Below are 16813 nucleotides of genomic sequence, written 5' to 3' on the forward strand. Positions count from 1 at the left end.
GATTGGAAATAATGCAGGGAAAATGGATAGAAGTTAAGGTCGTTACTACTAGTGAGGCACTTGAACCGGTATCAGGTATATTTTACTCCTTAGATGTAAAAGGGGTTGCTATAGAAGATCCAAATGACATATTACAAAGAGAACAAGGTCCGCTTACTTGGGATTTTGCAGACATAAATTTGTTTGAATATGGTGATAAAGCAGCTGTTGTAAAGGGATACTTTAGTGTTGAAGATAACATGAAGGAAATAGAAGAATATATTAAAGAAAAAATACAGGATCTGAAGGGCTTAGGAATAGATATAGGTGAAGGTAAAGTAGAAGTTAAGGCTGTATATGAAGAAGATTGGGCTAATAACTGGAAGAAGTATTATAAGCCAACTAATATAGGGAACAAAATAGTTATAAGACCAATATGGGAAGAATATCAAGCTAAAGAAGATGAAATAATTATTGATATGGACCCAGGTATGGCTTTTGGAACTGGTACACATGAAACAACTAGAATGTGTATAGAAGCACTAGAAAAATATGTTACAAATGAAAAAACAGTATTTGATATAGGAACAGGTTCTGGAATATTAGCTATTACTGCGGCAAAACTTGGAGCAGATGAGGTGATAGGTGTAGATTTAGATCCTGTAGCAGTTGATTCCGCTAGACAAAATGTAGAACTTAATAAAGTACATAGTGATATTAAAATTCTTGAAGGAAATCTTATGGAAGTAGTAGATGGCAAGGCTGATATAGTAGTTGCTAATATTATTGCAGATGTAATTATTTTCCTTGCAGAAGACGTGAAAAAATTTATTAAGGATAATGGATACTTCATTGCTTCTGGAATCATAAGAGAAAGAAGTCAGGATGTAGTAAATAAGTTAGCTGAGTGTGGCTTTAAAGTTGAAGAGGTAAATACCCTAGGAGAATGGGTATGTATAGTTGCTAAAAGGTAGGGATAAGCATAATGCATAAGTTTTTTGTGCCAAAGGATAAGATTATAAACAATAAAGCCTATATTGAAGGCGATGATGTTAAGCATATATATAAGGTATTAAGACTTCAACCAGGCGAAAAGGTAAGCATAAATAATTGTAAAGGTAGAGAATATTTAGGCGAGATATATGAAGTAAATAAAATGCAAGTTACAGTTGATATTGTTGAAGAATTAGATGTAAGTAATGAGAGTCCACTAGATATCTACCTTTATCAAGGACTTCCAAAGTCAGCCAAGATGGATTTCATAGTTCAAAAGGCTACTGAACTGGGTGCTTTAGAGGTTACCCCTGTAATAACTGAAAGAGTAGTAGTTAAAAATGAACTTGGAGAATTTAAGAAGGTAGATAGATGGAATAGAATAGCTCTTGAGGCATGCAAACAGAGTAAAAGATCCATCATCCCAACAATAAATACACCTATTGAGTTTAATGAACTACTTGAAGAGCTAAAAAAAGTTGACTTGATTGTTGTACCTTATGAAAATGAAGAAGGGTATGGAATTAAGCAAATGATTAAGACCATAAACAGTGAAGTTAAAAGTGCAGCAATAGTAATAGGCCCTGAGGGCGGATTTGAAGAAGAAGAAATAAGTAGGCTTAAGGAACTTAAAGCACATGTAATAACACTAGGACCAAGAATCTTAAGAACAGAAACAGCAGGACTTACATGCATATCATTACTAATGTATGAACTAGGAGATTTAGGCGGTAAAATGTCTAAATGACCTTTTACGGGCAACCTGCCGATGGGAATCGGCACGGTTGGGTTGCCCCGTGTATCGGTGATAAGGAGGTTAACTAATGAAAGTTGCTTTTGCTACCTTAGGCTGTAGAGTCAATCAGTATGAGTCTGAAGCTATGGCTGAAAAATTTATACGTGAAGGCTATGAAGTTGTACCATATGATCAATTTTCTGATGTATATGTTATTAACACTTGCACAGTTACTAATATGGGAGATAAAAAGTCTAGGCAAATGATAAATAGGGCAAAGAGATTAAACGAAGATGCAATAGTTGCAGTAGTAGGCTGTTATTCTCAAATAGCCCCAAATGAAGTTTCCAATATTGAAGGTGTAGATATAGTTTTGGGTACCAGAAATAAAGGGGATATTGTTTACTGGGTTAATAGGACAAGAGAAGAAAGAAAACAAGTTGTGAAGGTTGAAGATGTATTAAAAAATAAGCAGTTTGAAGAGCTTAATATAGAAGAATATCAGGATAAGACTAGAGCATTCCTTAAAATACAGGATGGGTGTAATAGATTCTGCTCCTATTGCCTTATACCTTTTGCAAGGGGGGCCGTATGCAGCAAAGAGCCTTCAAAAATCATGAGCGAAGTTGAAGAACTTGCAAGACATGGATTTAAAGAAATAATCTTATCGGGTATCCACACTGCTTCTTATGGAGTTGATTTAGAAGAAAAAGTTACACTGATAGATATTTTAGAAAAGATTGAAAAGGTTGATGGAATAGAGAGAGTAAGAATTGGTTCTATTGATCCTACATTTTTTACAGAAGAAGCTATAAATAGAATTGTAGTACTTAAAAAATTATGTCCGCATTTCCATTTATCACTTCAAAGCGGTTGTGATGAAACACTTAAAAGGATGAATAGACATTATACCACTGAAGTTTATAAAAAGGTTGTTAATGACTTAAGAAACCATATAAAGGATGTATCAATTACAACAGATATTATTGTAGGATTTCCTGGTGAAACAGAAGAAGAGTTTGAACAAACTTTTAAATTTTTAAGTGAGATTAAATTGACTAAGATGCATATATTTAAATATAGTCCACGAAAAGGAACAAAAGCAGCAGGCATGAAAAACCAGGTGGATGGAAATATTAAGGAATACAGAAGCAGCAGGTTAATAGAGTTAAGTGAGTGCAATGAAGCAGATTTTATCAAAAAGCTTGAAGGAGCTTCTGTAAAGGTCCTATATGAACAAAGAATCAATAGTATAGAAGATAGATATGAAGGGTATACTCCAAATTATATAAAGGTTATAACAGGCGCTAAAGAAGATATTACAGGAAGTATTATTAAAACTACACTGAAAAAAGCTTGCAAAGACTATATGATTGGAGAGATAATATAATAAAGGGGGTGAAAAAATGTCTGATTGTATTTTTTGCAAAATAATCAATAATGAAATTCCATGCGAAAAAATCTATGAAGATGATAAAGTTATAAGCTTCAAAGACATAAGCCCTGCAGCTCCCGTTCATATACTGATTATTCCTAAAAAGCATATAACTAGTATTAATGAAATGTCAGAGGAACATATTGAGCTTATTGGACATATCTTTGTAGTAGCAAAAATGTTAGCTAAGCAGCTTGGCATTAGCGAAAACGGGTATAGAATCGTAAATAATTGCGGTGAACAGGCTGGACAGACGGTTAAACATGTTCATTTTCATATGCTTGGAGGAAGAAACCTTAATTGGCCACCAGGTTAATTATAAATTTGATAATGAAATTCTTGACAGATTTTTTAAATATGTTGTATAATAAAAAATGTGCTATTTAGCCCGCGATGCTGCATTTTATATTGAATTATTAATTTGTGCTAGCGGAGGGAGGGATAATAGATGTCAGAAATAAGAGTTGGAGAAAACGAAACATTAGAAAGTGCATTAAGAAGATTTAAGAGAAAATGTGCTAGAGCTGGTGTTCTTTCAGAAGTTAGAAAAAGAGAACACTATGAAAAGCCAAGCGTAAAGAGAAAAAAGAAATCTGAAGCTGCAAGAAAGAGAAAGTTTAAATAGAATATCTTTGAAAGAAGGTACAGTAATGTCTCTTAAGGAAAGACTACAAGCAGATTGGAAAGATGCTTTAAAAGCAAAAGACAAATTTAGAGCCGATACAATAAGTACGGCAAGAGCTGCTATATTGCAAGTAGAAAAAACTGATAGAGTAGAACTTGATGACGAACAAGTCATTGAAGTATTAGCTAGGGAAGTTAAACAGAGACGTGAAGCTATACTTGAATTTGAAAAAGGAAATAGACAAGATTTAGTTGACAAAGGTGTTAGTGAAATAGAGATCTTGTTGAGTTACCTTCCTCAGCAGTTAACAGAAGATGAAATTTTTGTTATAGTTAGAGATGCAGCTGTTGAAGTAGGTGCTAATAGCATGAAAGACATGGGAAAAGTTATGTCGGTGCTCGCGCCAAGAGTTAAAGGCAGAGCTGATGGCAAACTTGTAAGTCAAATTGTTAAAGAGTATTTAAATAAATAGTCATGTAAAAAGGTTCAGTTAAAACTGAACCTTTTTTATTTTGCCTCCAAATGGCATTAAAATTTTAATCTTTGAATAGATTAGTATGAAAGAATTTTTAGGGGTGTAAAGTGTGGAAAACAAAATAAATAAGACTAAGGAAACTTTAGCCGAAAAATTAGATTTACCAAGAGATGTGGTGTTAAACCTACCCAAGATAACAATTACTGGAGATAATGAAATTACTATAGAAAATCATAAAGGAGTAATACTTTTTGAAGATCATGAAATAAAGGTTAATTCTAACGTAGGGCTGATAACTATTGAGGGCATACACTTTGAAATTCTATTTATGGGAGGCAGTACCTTAACTGTATGTGGGAAGTTTAAAACTGTGAGGTATGAAGGAAATGCTTAATTTTGATAAATATAGGAATGGAATAATAACTATTGAAGTTCAATCATTAATGCCCGAAAAATTTATTAACCTATTATGGAAAAATGGAGTTTATATAAAAAATATTAAAAAGATAAACATCACAACAATGACAATGGAAGTTAACCTTAAAAATTATAGCTTAATTGAGGAAATATCAAAAAAAACTGGTACTAAGATAAAAATAATTGGGAGAAAAGGAATAACTTTTTTCTTTTTAAAAATGAGAAAAAGGGCGGCTCTTATTGGCGGAATTGGCATCTTCATTTTAATATTATATTGTTTATCTAATTTTATTTGGAGCATAGATATTGTTACTGATCATAACTTGACACCTTATGAAATTAGACAGCAGCTTTTGGAGCTAGGAGTAAAGCCAGGTATTAATAAAAAGAGTATCAATGTATATCAATTAGAGGAAAAATTAAAAAATAATGATAACATAATGTGGAGTAGAGTAAGAATTGAGGGTTCGGAGTTAAAAGTATCAACTATAGAAAGAACATCTCCTCCTAATATGGTTGTAGAAAATGAACCTTGTAACTTGGTAGCCAAAAAAGATGGACAGATAGTTAGAGTGTATACTACTGCAGGTACTCCAGCGGTAAAAGCTGGTGACATAATAAAGACTGGACAAATTCTCGTTAAAGGAGAACAAGGGAAAGAGGGAAGTGTATATACTGTACATGCTAAAGGAGATGTAATTGCTAAAACCTTCTATGAAGAAATAAAAGAAGTACCAATTAAAGGTGTGAAAAAAGTTAGAACAGGAAATAGTGCTGAAAGTTTATATATTGAGATAAAGGGTAAGAGGTTTTATTTTAAAAATGATTTAAATAAATTTAAGATTTATGATAAAATAGAAGGAAATAAAGGAATCTTAAAAAAGGAAACCTATTATGAGGTAAAAGAGGAAAAGTTTGATCTTGATCCTAAAAAGGTTATTGATGAAACCGCAGATGAGCTTTTTCAAAAGATTAGCGTAAATTTAGACAAATCAGTAGTAATTAAGGATAAAAAGGTAGAGGCTCAGCCTGTAGGAGATAACTATAAGATAAGACTTTTAGTTATTGCAGAAGAAAACATTGCTTTACCTGAGAAAACGGAGCAGTAGCTTTTTATTAACAAAAGGTGGGATATAGGTGGGTACAGTGAACATAAAAGATATGTTAAAGAAAAATAAACTTAAGCATATAATAATTTTCGTCATTTCTTTTTTAGTTATTTATTCAGCTTTGCTTACGTCTATTGCAACTAAAAAATATACATTAAAAGAAGGAGAAATTGCAAAGACTAATATAAAGGCACAGAGAGAATTTAAGGATGAGATAAGTACAGAAGCTAGAATAAGAGATACAGAAAATTCGGTACAACCACAATATACAAAAAAAACTGAGATTAAGGATACTGCTATAGATCACATAAATAATCTTTTTGTTGAACTTGTAAAACTTAAAGATTTAAACAGTGATGAAAAAGATAAGATTAGTAAACTAAAAGGCAGCACGGATATAGCCTTATCTGATGATGATATTTCATATCTATTAAAATTATCAAAGGATGAACTAAAAGGCTTGCAGGATTTTATTGTCAGCACACTATCAGAAATATATGATAATTCTATTGAATATAATCCTGAAGTTTCAAAAGAAATAAATGATGAAAAATTGAAAAGGGCACAGGAGACTGTACTTTTAAAATTTAATAGTTCGAAATTTTCCAAAGCAATAAGAGATATAGGAACTACTATTGCAAATTCACAAATAAAACCTAATTCAATTTATGATAAGGATAAAACTGAGGAATTAAAAAAAGAAGCTATAAAAAAGGTTTCCCCAGTAATGATTAAAAAGGACCAAATAATCGTTAAAGAGGGAGAGCCAGTTACAAAATATCAACTGGAACTACTTAAGACTATAGGATTATTAAACAATGGTGGTCCTTCTGAATGGTACTTATATGTAAGTTTAGCGGTGTTTGTAGCCTTTATATTGATAGTGGAGAGCTATTATCTATTCAGGTATCATAATGAGCTGTATTGGGATTTAAAGAAATATATGATGATAAATTTGCTTGGCTGTATCTCGGTTATTTTGGCAAGGGTATTAAGTCTTGCTTCGCCATTTCTAATACCATTTGCCTGTATACCCATGCTAATGACCTTACTTTTAGACCACAAAATATCACTTGCAATTAGTGTAATTAATACTTTACTCATAAGCGCAGCTATGGGCTTTAAAATTGAGACAACCCTGCTTGCTGTTATAAATGCTGTGATGGGTGCAATTATTCTTAGGAAAATGCAGCAGAGAAACGATATTTTATATGCTTGCTTATCAATATCGATGATAAATTTGATAACTTCTTTTTCAATTGGTTTTCTTTTAAGCAACAATGCTTTGGATATTTTAAAAAATGCTATTTTATCTGTAGTATCTAGTTGTTTATCAGGTGTGCTTACTATAGGCTTCTTACCTTTCTTTGAAAGTACTTTTGATATAGTAACAACAATAAAGCTATTAGAGTTGTCAAATCCTAATAATCCACTATTGAAAAAGCTTCTAATGGAGGCACCAGGTACCTATCATCACAGTGTGATAGTTGCCAATCTTGCGGAGGTAGCTGCAGAAGAAGTTGGTGGGAATCCAGTACTTGCAAGAGTATCTTCTTATTATCATGATATAGGAAAAATCAAGCGGCCGTTTTTCTTTAAAGAAAATCAGTTAAATGGTGATAATCCACATAATAAAATAACTCCAAATTTGAGTGCATTAATTATTACATCACATGTAAAGGATGGGTTAGAACTTGCAAAGGATTTTAAGGTTCCAAGAATTATTAGGGATGTAATTGAACAACACCATGGTGATTCGCTTGTTAAATACTTTTATATAACTGCAAAAAATTCTTCTGATAATCCTGAAAGTATTAATGAAGAAGACTTTAGATACCCTGGTCCAATTCCATATTCAAAGGAAGCAGGAATTGTTATGCTGGCTGATAGCATAGAAGCATCGGTTAGGTCAATAAATGAACCAACTAGTGAAAAAATTGAGTCTATGGTAGACAGCATATTCAAAGATAAACTGGCAGAAGGACAGCTAGATAACTGTGAGTTAACACTGAAGGATTTGGATAAAATAAAAAAGGCATTTTTGAAGTCATTATCAGGAATATACCATCAAAGGATAGAGTATCCTACTGATAAGTGGGCAAAAAAACAAAATGAGGAGATTAAAGAATGATTTTTATAGATAACAGACAAAATAAGATAGAAGTAGATAATGAGCTTGAGGATATCTTGAACCAAGTTGTTGAATACGCATTAAGAGAAGAAAAAGTAAATCAAGAATATGAAGTTAGTATTATTTTTGTTGACAATGAAGAAATAAAGCGGCTCAATTCTGAATTTAGAAATATCAAGCGAGAAACAGATGTACTTTCTTTTCCAATGCTGGAATATCCTCCTCATAATGTTTTCAAGGAGGTATACATAAACCATAAATTTGATGATAGCTATTTTGATGAAGGTAAATTAGTGCTAGGTGATATAGCTCTATCGTTAGAAAAGGCACTAGAGCAAAGTAAAGAGTTTGAACATAGTTTTTATAGAGAAGCATGTTATTTAACTATACATTCTATCTTGCATTTGCTTGGTTATGACCACATTGAAGATGAGGATAAAGTTGTTATGAGGAGCAGAGAAGAAGAAATACTATCAAAATTTAATATAAATAGATAGATAAATTATACAAAAGAATAAATTTGCAGCATTAAGTAACAATAAAGGGGTAATTATATGAAGGTTAAGAAACTAGTAGATAGTTTTAACTATGCAATTTCTGGTATTGTATATGCAGTGAGAACTCAAAGAAATATGAGGATTCATATGATAGCAGCTTTAATAGTTCTAACTGCATGTTTTTTTTACGATTTAAGCAAATTTGAAATATTAATTTTAACTATAACTATAACTATGGTTATCATGGCGGAAATGATTAATACAGCTATTGAATGTTCCATTGACATAACCGCAAACTTTTATCATCCATTAGCTAAGATAGCAAAGAATACTGCTGCAGGCGCTGTATTAGTAACAGCAGTTAATGCTATAGTTGTAGGTTATATCATATTTTGGGAAAAACTTAATTCTATAAGTTTTATTGTAATTAGTAAAATAAAGCAATCTAATCCATATATGATTTTTATAATATTAATTATAGTTTTCATAGCTACAATAGTAGTTAAAGCTAGATTCGGAGAAGGTACTCCTTTAAGGGGAGGTATGCCTAGTGGACACAGTGCCATTGCGTTCACTGTAGCAACGACAATTGCGATGGTTTCAGCTGAGCCACTAGTAATACTGCTTAGCTATTTATTAGCATTTATAGTGGCACAAAGTAGAGTTGATTCCAATGTGCATTCAATCTTAGAAGTAACTGCTGGTGCTATATTTGGCACAATTATTACAATACTGCTGTTTAAGATATTTGGGTAATTATAGTTGTAATATTGTTGAAATATTAATAATAAGTGCTATAATTGATATACAACATTTATTAAACAGTTAAGCCAAAACTTGGAGGTTACTTAAATGGAAAATAAAGAATTGGTTATTGAAGCTCTTAAAGCTAAAGAAAAGGCATATGTACCTTATTCAAAATTTAGAGTTGGGGCAGCTTTACTTACTGAAGATGGAAGCGTATACAGTGGATGTAATATAGAAAATGCTTCATATGGAGCAACAAACTGTGCTGAGAGAACAGCTATATTTAAGGCAGTATCAGAAGGTCATACAAAGATTAAGAAGATCGCAATAGTTGGAGATGCAATAGGATATACATACCCATGTGGAATCTGCAGACAGGTTATACTAGAATTTGCCTGCGATGATATTGAAATAATTTTAGGTAAAGACGAAAATGACTTTTTAGTAAAGTCTATGGAACAAATATTGCCTGGTGCATTTACTAAAGAGGATTTAGAACGATAAAATACATAAATGAACGCATAGTGCGAGAGGAGCAAAAACTCTATATGTTTAAATCAGGATTTGTAACAATTATTGGAAGACCAAATGTAGGTAAGTCTACACTTATTAATCATATTATGGGTGAAAAACTTTCTATAGTATCCAGCAAACCACAGACTACAAGAAATAATATACAGAGTATAATGAGTGGAGAGGATTATCAAATTGTTTTTGTGGATACTCCTGGTATCCATAAGCCAAGACATAAACTGGGTGAATTTATGGTTAAAATTGCAGAAGAAACCGTAAATGAGGTGGATTTGATACTTTTCTTGACTACACCAGATATGGAAGTAGGAAAAGGAGATCAATATATATTGGAGCAATTAAGGAACTCTAATGTTCCGGTTTTTTTAGTGCTAAATAAAATTGATGAAAATACGGATGAAAGAGTAGCTATAACATTGAAGAATTACTCAGAGTATTTTAATTTTGCTGAAATTATCCCTATATCTGCAATAAAAGGGAAAAATACAGATACGTTAAAAGAGTTAATGGTAAAATATATGCCAGAAGGTCCTAAATATTATCCTGATGATATGATTACTGATCAGCAGGAAAGGTTTATAGTCTCAGAGACTATAAGAGAAAAGGCATTAAGGCTTTTATCTGAGGAAGTACCACATGGAATTGCAGTAGAAATTATAACCATGAAAAAGGATGAAAAGGGTATATATAATATTGAAGCTACTATGCTGTGCGAAAAGGATTCTCACAAGGGAATTATAATAGGAAAAGGCGGAGCAATGCTTAAAAAGATATCTACCTATGCAAGACAAGATATTGAAAAGTTTTTAGGACAAAAGGTATACTTAAAACTTTGGGTTAAGGTAAAGAAAGAGTGGAGAGACAATCCTCTTATTTTAAAAGAACTTGGATATAAGAAATAACAATATAAAATACAAATATTTTTTCAATATGGGGTATAATAGCATTAGGAGATGATTTTTTCTGGCCAGTTTTAAAACAAAAGCAGTAGTAATTAAAACTTTTGACCTCAAAGAAGCGGATAAAATTGTTTGGCTGTTTTCAGAAAAACTAGGGAAAATATCTGCTGTGGCTAAAGGTGCAAAAAGAAATAAAAGTAAGTTTTTATCTTTGTCATTGGGCTTTTGCTATGGAGAATATGTGGTATATAGGGGTAAAAGCTTATATAACATAACAGAAGGAGAACTAATTGATTCTTTTCAGGATTTTCTTAAGGATATTGACAGTTTAACCTATGCATCCTATTTTTGTGAACTTATTGATATTGCTTTACAAGAAGAGGAAAGTAATAGAGAACTGTTTAAGGACTTTATCACTGTATTATATTTGCTAAAGACCAAAGCAGTAGATTTCGAAATATTAGCAAGGGCTTTTGAAATTAAAGTATTAAGAGCTACTGGGTATGGAATGAATATAGAAAATTGTAGTATTTGTAAAAAGAAATTATATAAGTCAAATTATATAAATCTACAGTATTATGGTGGAGTATGCGAGGATTGTGAAAAGGTTAATGGTATGAATATTAGCTATGGCACATACAATGCATTAAGATACTTAAATAAAGCACCATTAGATAAGCTTCACAGACTTACTATAACTGAAGATTCTAAAAAAGAGTTATATAAAATACTTTCATTAATTATTGCTAATAATTATACTAGAAGACCTAAGAGTTTAGAAATATTTGATTATTTTAAAGGGAGTGAGAAAAATGAGTGAAATCACACTTGAAAAAATTGATATTGTTAGAGAAAGAACAGGAGTTACTTATGCAGAGGCTAAGGAAGCGCTAGAAGCTTGTGATTGCAACGTGGTAGATGCTTTAATTTACATTGAAAAGAATAAAAAGTCTCCAATGGATAATATCTACACAACTAAAGATGAGTTTTTGACTTGGTTAAAAGATATTATCAACAAAGGAAATATAACTAGAATTAAAGTGAAAAAGGATGAAAAAGTATTAATTGATATGCCAGTAAATGCTGGAATAGCTGTTGGTGTTATTGCTTATGCTATATGGGCCCCTATAATTGCAATTGGAGTTGTAAGTGCAGTAGTTACAAAAATCACTATTGAGCTTACCAAGAGCGATGGAACAGTAGAAGTTATAAATAAGACTATACAATCTACCGTTCAGGAAGTAAAGGAAAAAATGTCTGATGTAGTATCAGATGTAAAAGAAAAAATGTCAGATGTTACTTCTGATATGAAGGAAAAAGTAACAGATGCTGCTTCAGATGTGAAAGAAAAGTTCAATACAAAAAAGAATGAACCAGAAAGCACAGATGAAAATGTTTTCAAATATACAGTTAAATTTGATGATATAGACGAAGAAAAGTAATTAAGAGGCCAGCAGTATTTTATAATTATTGCTGGTCTTTTACATGAATTTTTAGACATTTTCACTATAAAGTATATTAATTTGCATAAAATATAAATTAGTTATTGCATTTATATTATAATTTAGGTAAAATATTTAAAGCACAATAAATATTATAAAATAATGCAAATGTGAATAATGAAGAGAAATATCGTAAATTTATGAAATTTCTATTAATTCAGGAATATTCTATTAATTCTATGATAAAAATAATTCTGATGTGCATTATTTTTATCATAATGGTGCTATAATAGTTTTATAGTAAAATGAAAGAGGGTGGACACAATAAAACTTACACCTAGACAAGAAGAAATTATTAGATTAGTGAAAGAGAATCCACCTATTACCAGTGAAGCATTAGCCGAAAGGTTAAATGTTACTAGGGCTGCCTTGAGGCCTGATTTGGCTATTTTAACTATGACAGGTATTTTAGAAGCTAGGCCTAAAGTTGGATATATATATTCAAAAAAGCCATCCTACAGTTTGATTTATGACTATATAAGAAATATAAAGGTTGCTGACATTATGTCAAATCCTGTAGTAGTTGATGAAGGCACTTCTATATATGATGCTATTGTACATCTGTTTTTAAATGATGTTGGTACCTTGTTTGTTCAAAACAATGGTTACCTCATTGGAGCTGCTTCGAGGAAAGATTTCTTGAAAATAGCTATGGGTGGAACTGATATTCATAAGGTTCCTGTTGGGATTATTATGACAAGGATGCCTAATATAGTGTACATAGAGAAGGAAGATAGCGCATATCTTGCTGCACAGAGAATTATTGAACATGAAGTTGACAGCTTACCAGTGGTTGAAAGGGCCTTTGATGGTTCAAAAGAAGCTTTTACAATTGTAGGTAAAGTATCTAAGACAAACATAACCAGACTATTTGTTAAACTAGGAGAAAATGGATAGCTGGTTTTTTAATGACCTAACCGGGACACCAAAAAACCCGTTAGATATACAAATTAAACAACAAACCATTAATTTACCAAAGGGGTGTTACATATGACAAACAAAAAGTATGTTTACCTTTTTAGCGAAGGTAACGGCTCTATGAGAGAGCTTCTTGGTGGAAAAGGCGCTAACCTTGCTGAAATGACAATTTTAGGAATACCAGTTCCACAAGGATTTACAGTTACAACAGAAGCTTGTAACAAATATTATGATGATGGTAAGAAGATAGCTGAAGAAGTTATCGACGAAATCCTTCAAAACATGGCTAAGTTAGAAGAAATCACTGGCAAAAAATTTGGAAGCATTGAAAATCCATTATTAGTATCTGTTAGATCTGGTGCTAGAGCTTCTATGCCAGGAATGATGGACACTATACTTAACCTTGGATTAAATGATGACACTGTTGAAGCAATGGCAAGACTTACTGGAAATGAAAGATTTGCTTATGATTCATACAGAAGATTTATCCAAATGTTTGCAGACGTTGTTATGGAAGTTGAAAAGAGAAACTTTGAAAACATTCTTGATGAAGTTAAAGAAGCTAAGGGTGTTAAGCTTGATACTGAATTAGATGCAAACGATCTTAAGGAAGTTGTTAAGAGATTTAAAGCATTCTATAAGGAAGCAAAGGGAGAGGATTTCCCAACAGATCCAAAGCTTCAATTAATTGAATCAGTTACAGCTGTATTTAGATCATGGGATAACCCAAGAGCTATAGTTTACAGAAGAATGAATGATATACCATCAAGCTGGGGTACAGCAGTTAATGTACAATCAATGGTATTTGGTAACAAGGGAGAAACTTCTGGTACAGGAGTTGCATTCTCAAGAAACCCATCTACTGGAGAAAAGAAGATATATGCTGAGTATCTAATGAATGCTCAAGGTGAAGACGTTGTTGCTGGTATCAGAACACCAGAAGATATTTCAACACTTGAAAAGAGAAACCCAGAAGTTTATAAGCAATTTATGGGTATCGTAAATACATTAGAGAACCACTACAAAGATATGCAAGATATGGAGTTTACAATAGAAGATGGTAAGCTTTACTTCCTACAAACTAGAAATGGTAAGAGAACAGCTCAAGCTGCATTAAAGATTGCTGTTGATCTAGTTGAAGAAGGAATGTGCACAAAGGAAGAAGCTATACTAAAAGTTGATCCAAAGCAATTAGACAGCTTACTTCACCCAGCATTTGATGCTGCTGATTTAAAGGCTGCTAAAGTAATTGCAAAGGGACTTCCAGCATCTCCAGGCGCTGCTTGTGGTAAAATAACATTTACTGCTGAAGAAGCTAAAGAAAGAGCTGAAAAGGGAGAAAAAGTTGTTCTAGTTAGACTAGAAACTTCTCCAGAAGATATAGAAGGAATGGTTGCTGCTGAAGGTATATTAACAGTAAGAGGTGGAATGACTTCTCACGCTGCTGTTGTTGCGAGAGGTATGGGAACTTGCTGTGTTGCTGGTTGCGGTGACATAAAAGTTAACGAAGAAGAAAAGACAATAGAAGTTGCTGGATTAACATTAACTCAAAATGACTTCTTATCAATAGATGGAAGCACAGGAAATGTTTACTCTGGAGCTATAAAGACAGTTGATCCAGAAATATCTGGATACTTCGGAACATTCATGGGTTGGGCAGATGAAATAAGAAGCTTAAAGGTTAGAACTAATGCTGATACTCCAAGAGATGCTGCTCAAGCAGTCAAGTTTGGAGCTGAAGGTATCGGTCTTTGCAGAACAGAGCACATGTTCTTCCAAGAAGATAGAATAGCTGCAGTGAGAGAAATGATAGTAGCTAAGACAGAAGAGCAAAGAAGAAAAGCTCTTGAAAAGTTACTTCCAATGCAAAGGGAAGACTTCATAGGTATCTATGAGGCTATGGAATACAGACCTGTAACTATAAGATTCCTTGATCCACCACTACATGAATTCTTACCTCACGAAGATGAAGATATTAAAGCATTAGCAGTTGAAATGGGATTAACTTTTGAAGAGTTAAAAGCTACTGTAGAATCACTACATGAGTTTAACCCAATGATGGGACACAGAGGCTGCAGACTTGCAGTATCATACCCTGAAATAGCTGAAATGCAAACTAGAGCTGTTATCGAAGCTGCTATAGACGTTAAGGCTAGAAAAGGCTACGATATAGTTCCAGAAATAATGATTCCTCTTGTTGGAGAAGTTAAGGAATTAAAGTATGTTAAAGATGTAGTTGTAAGAATTGCTGACGAGATAATAAAAGAAAAAGGTGTTGATATGAAGTACATGGTTGGTACTATGATAGAAATACCTAGAGCAGCTCTTACTGCTGATGAAATAGCTAAAGAAGCTGAATTCTTCTCATTTGGAACAAATGACTTAACTCAAATGACATTTGGATTCTCAAGAGATGATGCTGGAAACTTCTTAAAGCACTATTATGAAAAGAAGATATACGAGTTTGATCCATTTGCAAAACTTGACCAAACAGGCGTTGGACAATTAGTTCAAATGGCAGCTCAAAAAGGAAAAGCTACAAGACCAAACATTAAGCTTGGTATTTGTGGAGAACATGGTGGAGACCCATCATCAGTTGAATTCTGCCACAGTGTAGGATTAAACTATGTATCCTGTTCACCATTCAGAGTACCAGTTGCAAGACTTGCAGCTGCACATGCTCAAGTAAAAAACCCAAGAAAGTAATATAACATTAAAAGTCGCTAGTAGTTCTAGCGACTTTTTTTAATTCAGTCTTTGATTAAACTTTTTTTCAATATATGCACTAAAGCCTTCTATAAATTTGAGCTGATAATCATTTTTTTCATTGGTCTTGCTTAATAAGGTTACAAAAGAATTTTTGTTGCATTTGTTGATGTTGTTATAATAATCCCTAGAAATTTTCCAAAACTTTTGGGGGAAAGAAAGATATACTAATATATATTTGTACTCATCAAAGTTTAACGGATTAATTTCTTCATACAGCTTAAGGATATTTATAGTTAATTCAAGATCCCATTTTGTATTGTCTCTTTTTAGTAATCTTCTCAGGAAATATGAAACATCATGGACACTAAAATCGATTTTGCATTTATCAAAATCAATGGTCCAAGGGCTGCCACTATCGTCAAAAATAATATTTTTGTTAACATAGTCAAGATGACATAAAGAAGTAGAAAGCTTACTATTATCAATAGTAGCGGCCACTTCAACAGCTGTCTGTGCTAGCAATAGGTTTGAATCAAAATGCTGGAGAAACATTTTTGAAAATTTGTCTCCGTATCTAAAAGCTAAATTAGAGCATAACAATATTTGTTGAAAGTGCTTAAAGAATGATGTATACAAATCTTCAACGCCTTCTCTCTTTGAGCTTCCTTTAATTGGAGCGAAATTTTTAGTTCGTCTATGTATTCTAGCTAGATTGGAACTAGAATCTAATACATTGGAGATATTATCATAACTGCATTTACTTCCTTCAATCCAAGGGGTTAGTATAAACAGCATGTCTTCAAAAATTGCATATCTATTATTATCTTTTGTTGGTAATATTCTTGGAACTTTTATATCATTTCTATAGAGCCATTCTACTGCAGAATACACGAATAATAGTTCTTCCATAGGAAAATAAACTTTCTTAAGACAGTAGTATTTCTCATCTATAGTAATTTTATAAACAGCCCTCTGCTTATCAGTATCTTTAAATTTTATCTGTGTTATTTCTGCATTTTCTAATCCATACCTTGGTAGAACGTATTTTTTAATGTTTTCTTCAGATAATAGGTTTATGTTATATGATTTAGCCTCATCAGGCATTATACC

At 32.4% G+C, this 16813-nt stretch carries 18 protein-coding genes; 17 read left to right on the forward strand and 1 reads right to left on the reverse strand.

What is annotated here, in order from left to right:
• The first annotated feature begins 11 nt into the window (after positions 1-11).
• The 17 genes from prmA to ppdK all read left to right on the forward strand — a co-directional run bounded on the left by prmA (position 12) and on the right by ppdK (position 15700).
• Positions 12-953: a 50S ribosomal protein L11 methyltransferase gene (gene prmA / locus bsdE14_RS18885; RefSeq protein WP_264851548.1), complete on the forward strand. Its 942-nt coding sequence runs from the start codon at positions 12-14 to the stop codon at positions 951-953.
• An 11-nt stretch (positions 954-964) separates the two neighbouring features.
• A complete protein-coding gene (locus tag bsdE14_RS18890; protein ID WP_264851549.1) occupies positions 965-1720 on the forward strand; it encodes a 16S rRNA (uracil(1498)-N(3))-methyltransferase in 756 nt (251 codons plus the stop codon).
• Between the two features lie 76 nt (positions 1721-1796).
• Positions 1797-3098 carry a tRNA (N(6)-L-threonylcarbamoyladenosine(37)-C(2))-methylthiotransferase MtaB gene (mtaB, locus tag bsdE14_RS18895; protein WP_264851550.1) on the forward strand — a complete coding sequence of 434 codons (1302 nt, stop codon included), beginning with the start codon at positions 1797-1799 and terminating at the stop codon, positions 3096-3098.
• Between the two features lie 16 nt (positions 3099-3114).
• Positions 3115-3459: a histidine triad nucleotide-binding protein gene (locus tag bsdE14_RS18900; RefSeq protein ID WP_264851551.1), complete on the forward strand. Its 345-nt coding sequence runs from the start codon at positions 3115-3117 to the stop codon at positions 3457-3459.
• 132 nt (positions 3460-3591) lie between these two features.
• On the forward strand, positions 3592-3768 hold the full coding sequence (gene rpsU / locus bsdE14_RS18905; RefSeq protein WP_021801013.1) for a 30S ribosomal protein S21: 177 nt from the start codon (positions 3592-3594) through the stop codon (positions 3766-3768).
• A gap of 25 nt (positions 3769-3793) precedes the next feature.
• Complete coding sequence (locus bsdE14_RS18910) at positions 3794-4240, forward strand: GatB/YqeY domain-containing protein (protein ID WP_264851552.1); 447 nt, start codon at positions 3794-3796, stop codon at positions 4238-4240.
• Positions 4241-4352: 112 nt separating this feature from the next.
• Positions 4353-4637, forward strand: a complete 285-nt coding sequence (gene yqfC / locus bsdE14_RS18915; protein ID WP_264851553.1) for a sporulation protein YqfC — start codon at positions 4353-4355, stop codon at positions 4635-4637.
• A complete protein-coding gene (yqfD, locus tag bsdE14_RS18920) occupies positions 4621-5769 on the forward strand; it encodes a sporulation protein YqfD (RefSeq protein ID WP_264851554.1) in 1149 nt (382 codons plus the stop codon). The genes yqfC and yqfD overlap by 17 nt, the downstream gene beginning before the upstream one ends.
• A 52-nt stretch (positions 5770-5821) precedes the next feature.
• Entirely contained in the window at positions 5822-7900 is a 2079-nt protein-coding gene (locus bsdE14_RS18925) for an HD family phosphohydrolase (RefSeq protein ID WP_435382614.1), read from the forward strand.
• The gene (gene ybeY, locus bsdE14_RS18930) at positions 7897-8397 is read left to right on the forward strand and encodes an rRNA maturation RNase YbeY (RefSeq protein WP_264851556.1); all 501 of its coding nucleotides are present in this window, start codon (positions 7897-7899) and stop codon (positions 8395-8397) included. The genes bsdE14_RS18925 and ybeY overlap by 4 nt, the downstream gene beginning before the upstream one ends.
• A gap of 57 nt (positions 8398-8454) precedes the next feature.
• Positions 8455-9153: a diacylglycerol kinase gene (locus bsdE14_RS18935; protein WP_264851557.1), complete on the forward strand. Its 699-nt coding sequence runs from the start codon at positions 8455-8457 to the stop codon at positions 9151-9153.
• Positions 9154-9249: 96 nt separating this feature from the next.
• Positions 9250-9648 carry a cytidine deaminase gene (locus bsdE14_RS18940; protein WP_264851558.1) on the forward strand — a complete coding sequence of 133 codons (399 nt, stop codon included), beginning with the start codon at positions 9250-9252 and terminating at the stop codon, positions 9646-9648.
• Positions 9649-9692: 44 nt separating this feature from the next.
• Complete coding sequence (gene era, locus bsdE14_RS18945) at positions 9693-10577, forward strand: GTPase Era (protein WP_264851559.1); 885 nt, start codon at positions 9693-9695, stop codon at positions 10575-10577.
• Positions 10578-10638: 61 nt separating this feature from the next.
• Positions 10639-11394 carry a DNA repair protein RecO gene (gene recO / locus bsdE14_RS18950; RefSeq protein WP_264852302.1) on the forward strand — a complete coding sequence of 252 codons (756 nt, stop codon included), beginning with the start codon at positions 10639-10641 and terminating at the stop codon, positions 11392-11394.
• The gene (locus bsdE14_RS18955; protein ID WP_264851560.1) at positions 11387-12016 is read left to right on the forward strand and encodes a DUF4342 domain-containing protein; all 630 of its coding nucleotides are present in this window, start codon (positions 11387-11389) and stop codon (positions 12014-12016) included. Before recO ends, bsdE14_RS18955 begins: the two co-directional genes overlap by 8 nt.
• 315 nt (positions 12017-12331) lie before the next feature.
• The gene (gene ccpN / locus bsdE14_RS18960; protein ID WP_264851561.1) at positions 12332-12973 is read left to right on the forward strand and encodes a transcriptional regulator CcpN; all 642 of its coding nucleotides are present in this window, start codon (positions 12332-12334) and stop codon (positions 12971-12973) included.
• Positions 12974-13066: 93 nt separating this feature from the next.
• Positions 13067-15700 carry a pyruvate, phosphate dikinase gene (gene ppdK / locus bsdE14_RS18965; RefSeq protein WP_264851562.1) on the forward strand — a complete coding sequence of 878 codons (2634 nt, stop codon included), beginning with the start codon at positions 13067-13069 and terminating at the stop codon, positions 15698-15700.
• A gap of 39 nt (positions 15701-15739) precedes the next feature.
• On the opposite strand, the gene bsdE14_RS18970 is transcribed toward ppdK, so the two are convergent.
• On the reverse strand, positions 15740-16807 hold the full coding sequence (locus tag bsdE14_RS18970) for a CotS family spore coat protein (RefSeq protein ID WP_264851563.1): 1068 nt from the start codon (positions 16805-16807) through the stop codon (positions 15740-15742).
• Positions 16808-16813 lie beyond the last annotated feature (6 nt).

Origin of the sequence: Clostridium omnivorum (assembly GCF_026012015.1) — a bacterium.
Classification (GTDB): domain Bacteria; phylum Bacillota; class Clostridia; order Clostridiales; family Clostridiaceae; genus Clostridium_AX; species Clostridium_AX omnivorum.

Coding starts and splice junctions, on each gene's coding strand:
- prmA (WP_264851548.1), top strand. CDS start 12: ATGCAGGGAAAATGGATAGAAGTTAAGGTCGTTACTACTAGTGAGGCA.
- bsdE14_RS18890 (WP_264851549.1), top strand. CDS start 965: ATGCATAAGTTTTTTGTGCCAAAGGATAAGATTATAAACAATAAAGCC.
- mtaB (WP_264851550.1), top strand. CDS start 1,797: ATGAAAGTTGCTTTTGCTACCTTAGGCTGTAGAGTCAATCAGTATGAG.
- bsdE14_RS18900 (WP_264851551.1), top strand. CDS start 3,115: ATGTCTGATTGTATTTTTTGCAAAATAATCAATAATGAAATTCCATGC.
- rpsU (WP_021801013.1), top strand. CDS start 3,592: ATGTCAGAAATAAGAGTTGGAGAAAACGAAACATTAGAAAGTGCATTA.
- bsdE14_RS18910 (WP_264851552.1), top strand. CDS start 3,794: ATGTCTCTTAAGGAAAGACTACAAGCAGATTGGAAAGATGCTTTAAAA.
- yqfD (WP_264851554.1), top strand. CDS start 4,621: ATGAAGGAAATGCTTAATTTTGATAAATATAGGAATGGAATAATAACT.
- bsdE14_RS18925 (WP_435382614.1), top strand. CDS start 5,822: ATGTTAAAGAAAAATAAACTTAAGCATATAATAATTTTCGTCATTTCT.
- ybeY (WP_264851556.1), top strand. CDS start 7,897: ATGATTTTTATAGATAACAGACAAAATAAGATAGAAGTAGATAATGAG.
- bsdE14_RS18935 (WP_264851557.1), top strand. CDS start 8,455: ATGAAGGTTAAGAAACTAGTAGATAGTTTTAACTATGCAATTTCTGGT.
- bsdE14_RS18940 (WP_264851558.1), top strand. CDS start 9,250: ATGGAAAATAAAGAATTGGTTATTGAAGCTCTTAAAGCTAAAGAAAAG.
- era (WP_264851559.1), top strand. CDS start 9,693: ATGTTTAAATCAGGATTTGTAACAATTATTGGAAGACCAAATGTAGGT.
- bsdE14_RS18955 (WP_264851560.1), top strand. CDS start 11,387: ATGAGTGAAATCACACTTGAAAAAATTGATATTGTTAGAGAAAGAACA.
- ppdK (WP_264851562.1), top strand. CDS start 13,067: ATGACAAACAAAAAGTATGTTTACCTTTTTAGCGAAGGTAACGGCTCT.
- bsdE14_RS18970 (WP_264851563.1), bottom strand. CDS start 16,807: ATGCCTGATGAGGCTAAATCATATAACATAAACCTATTATCTGAAGAA.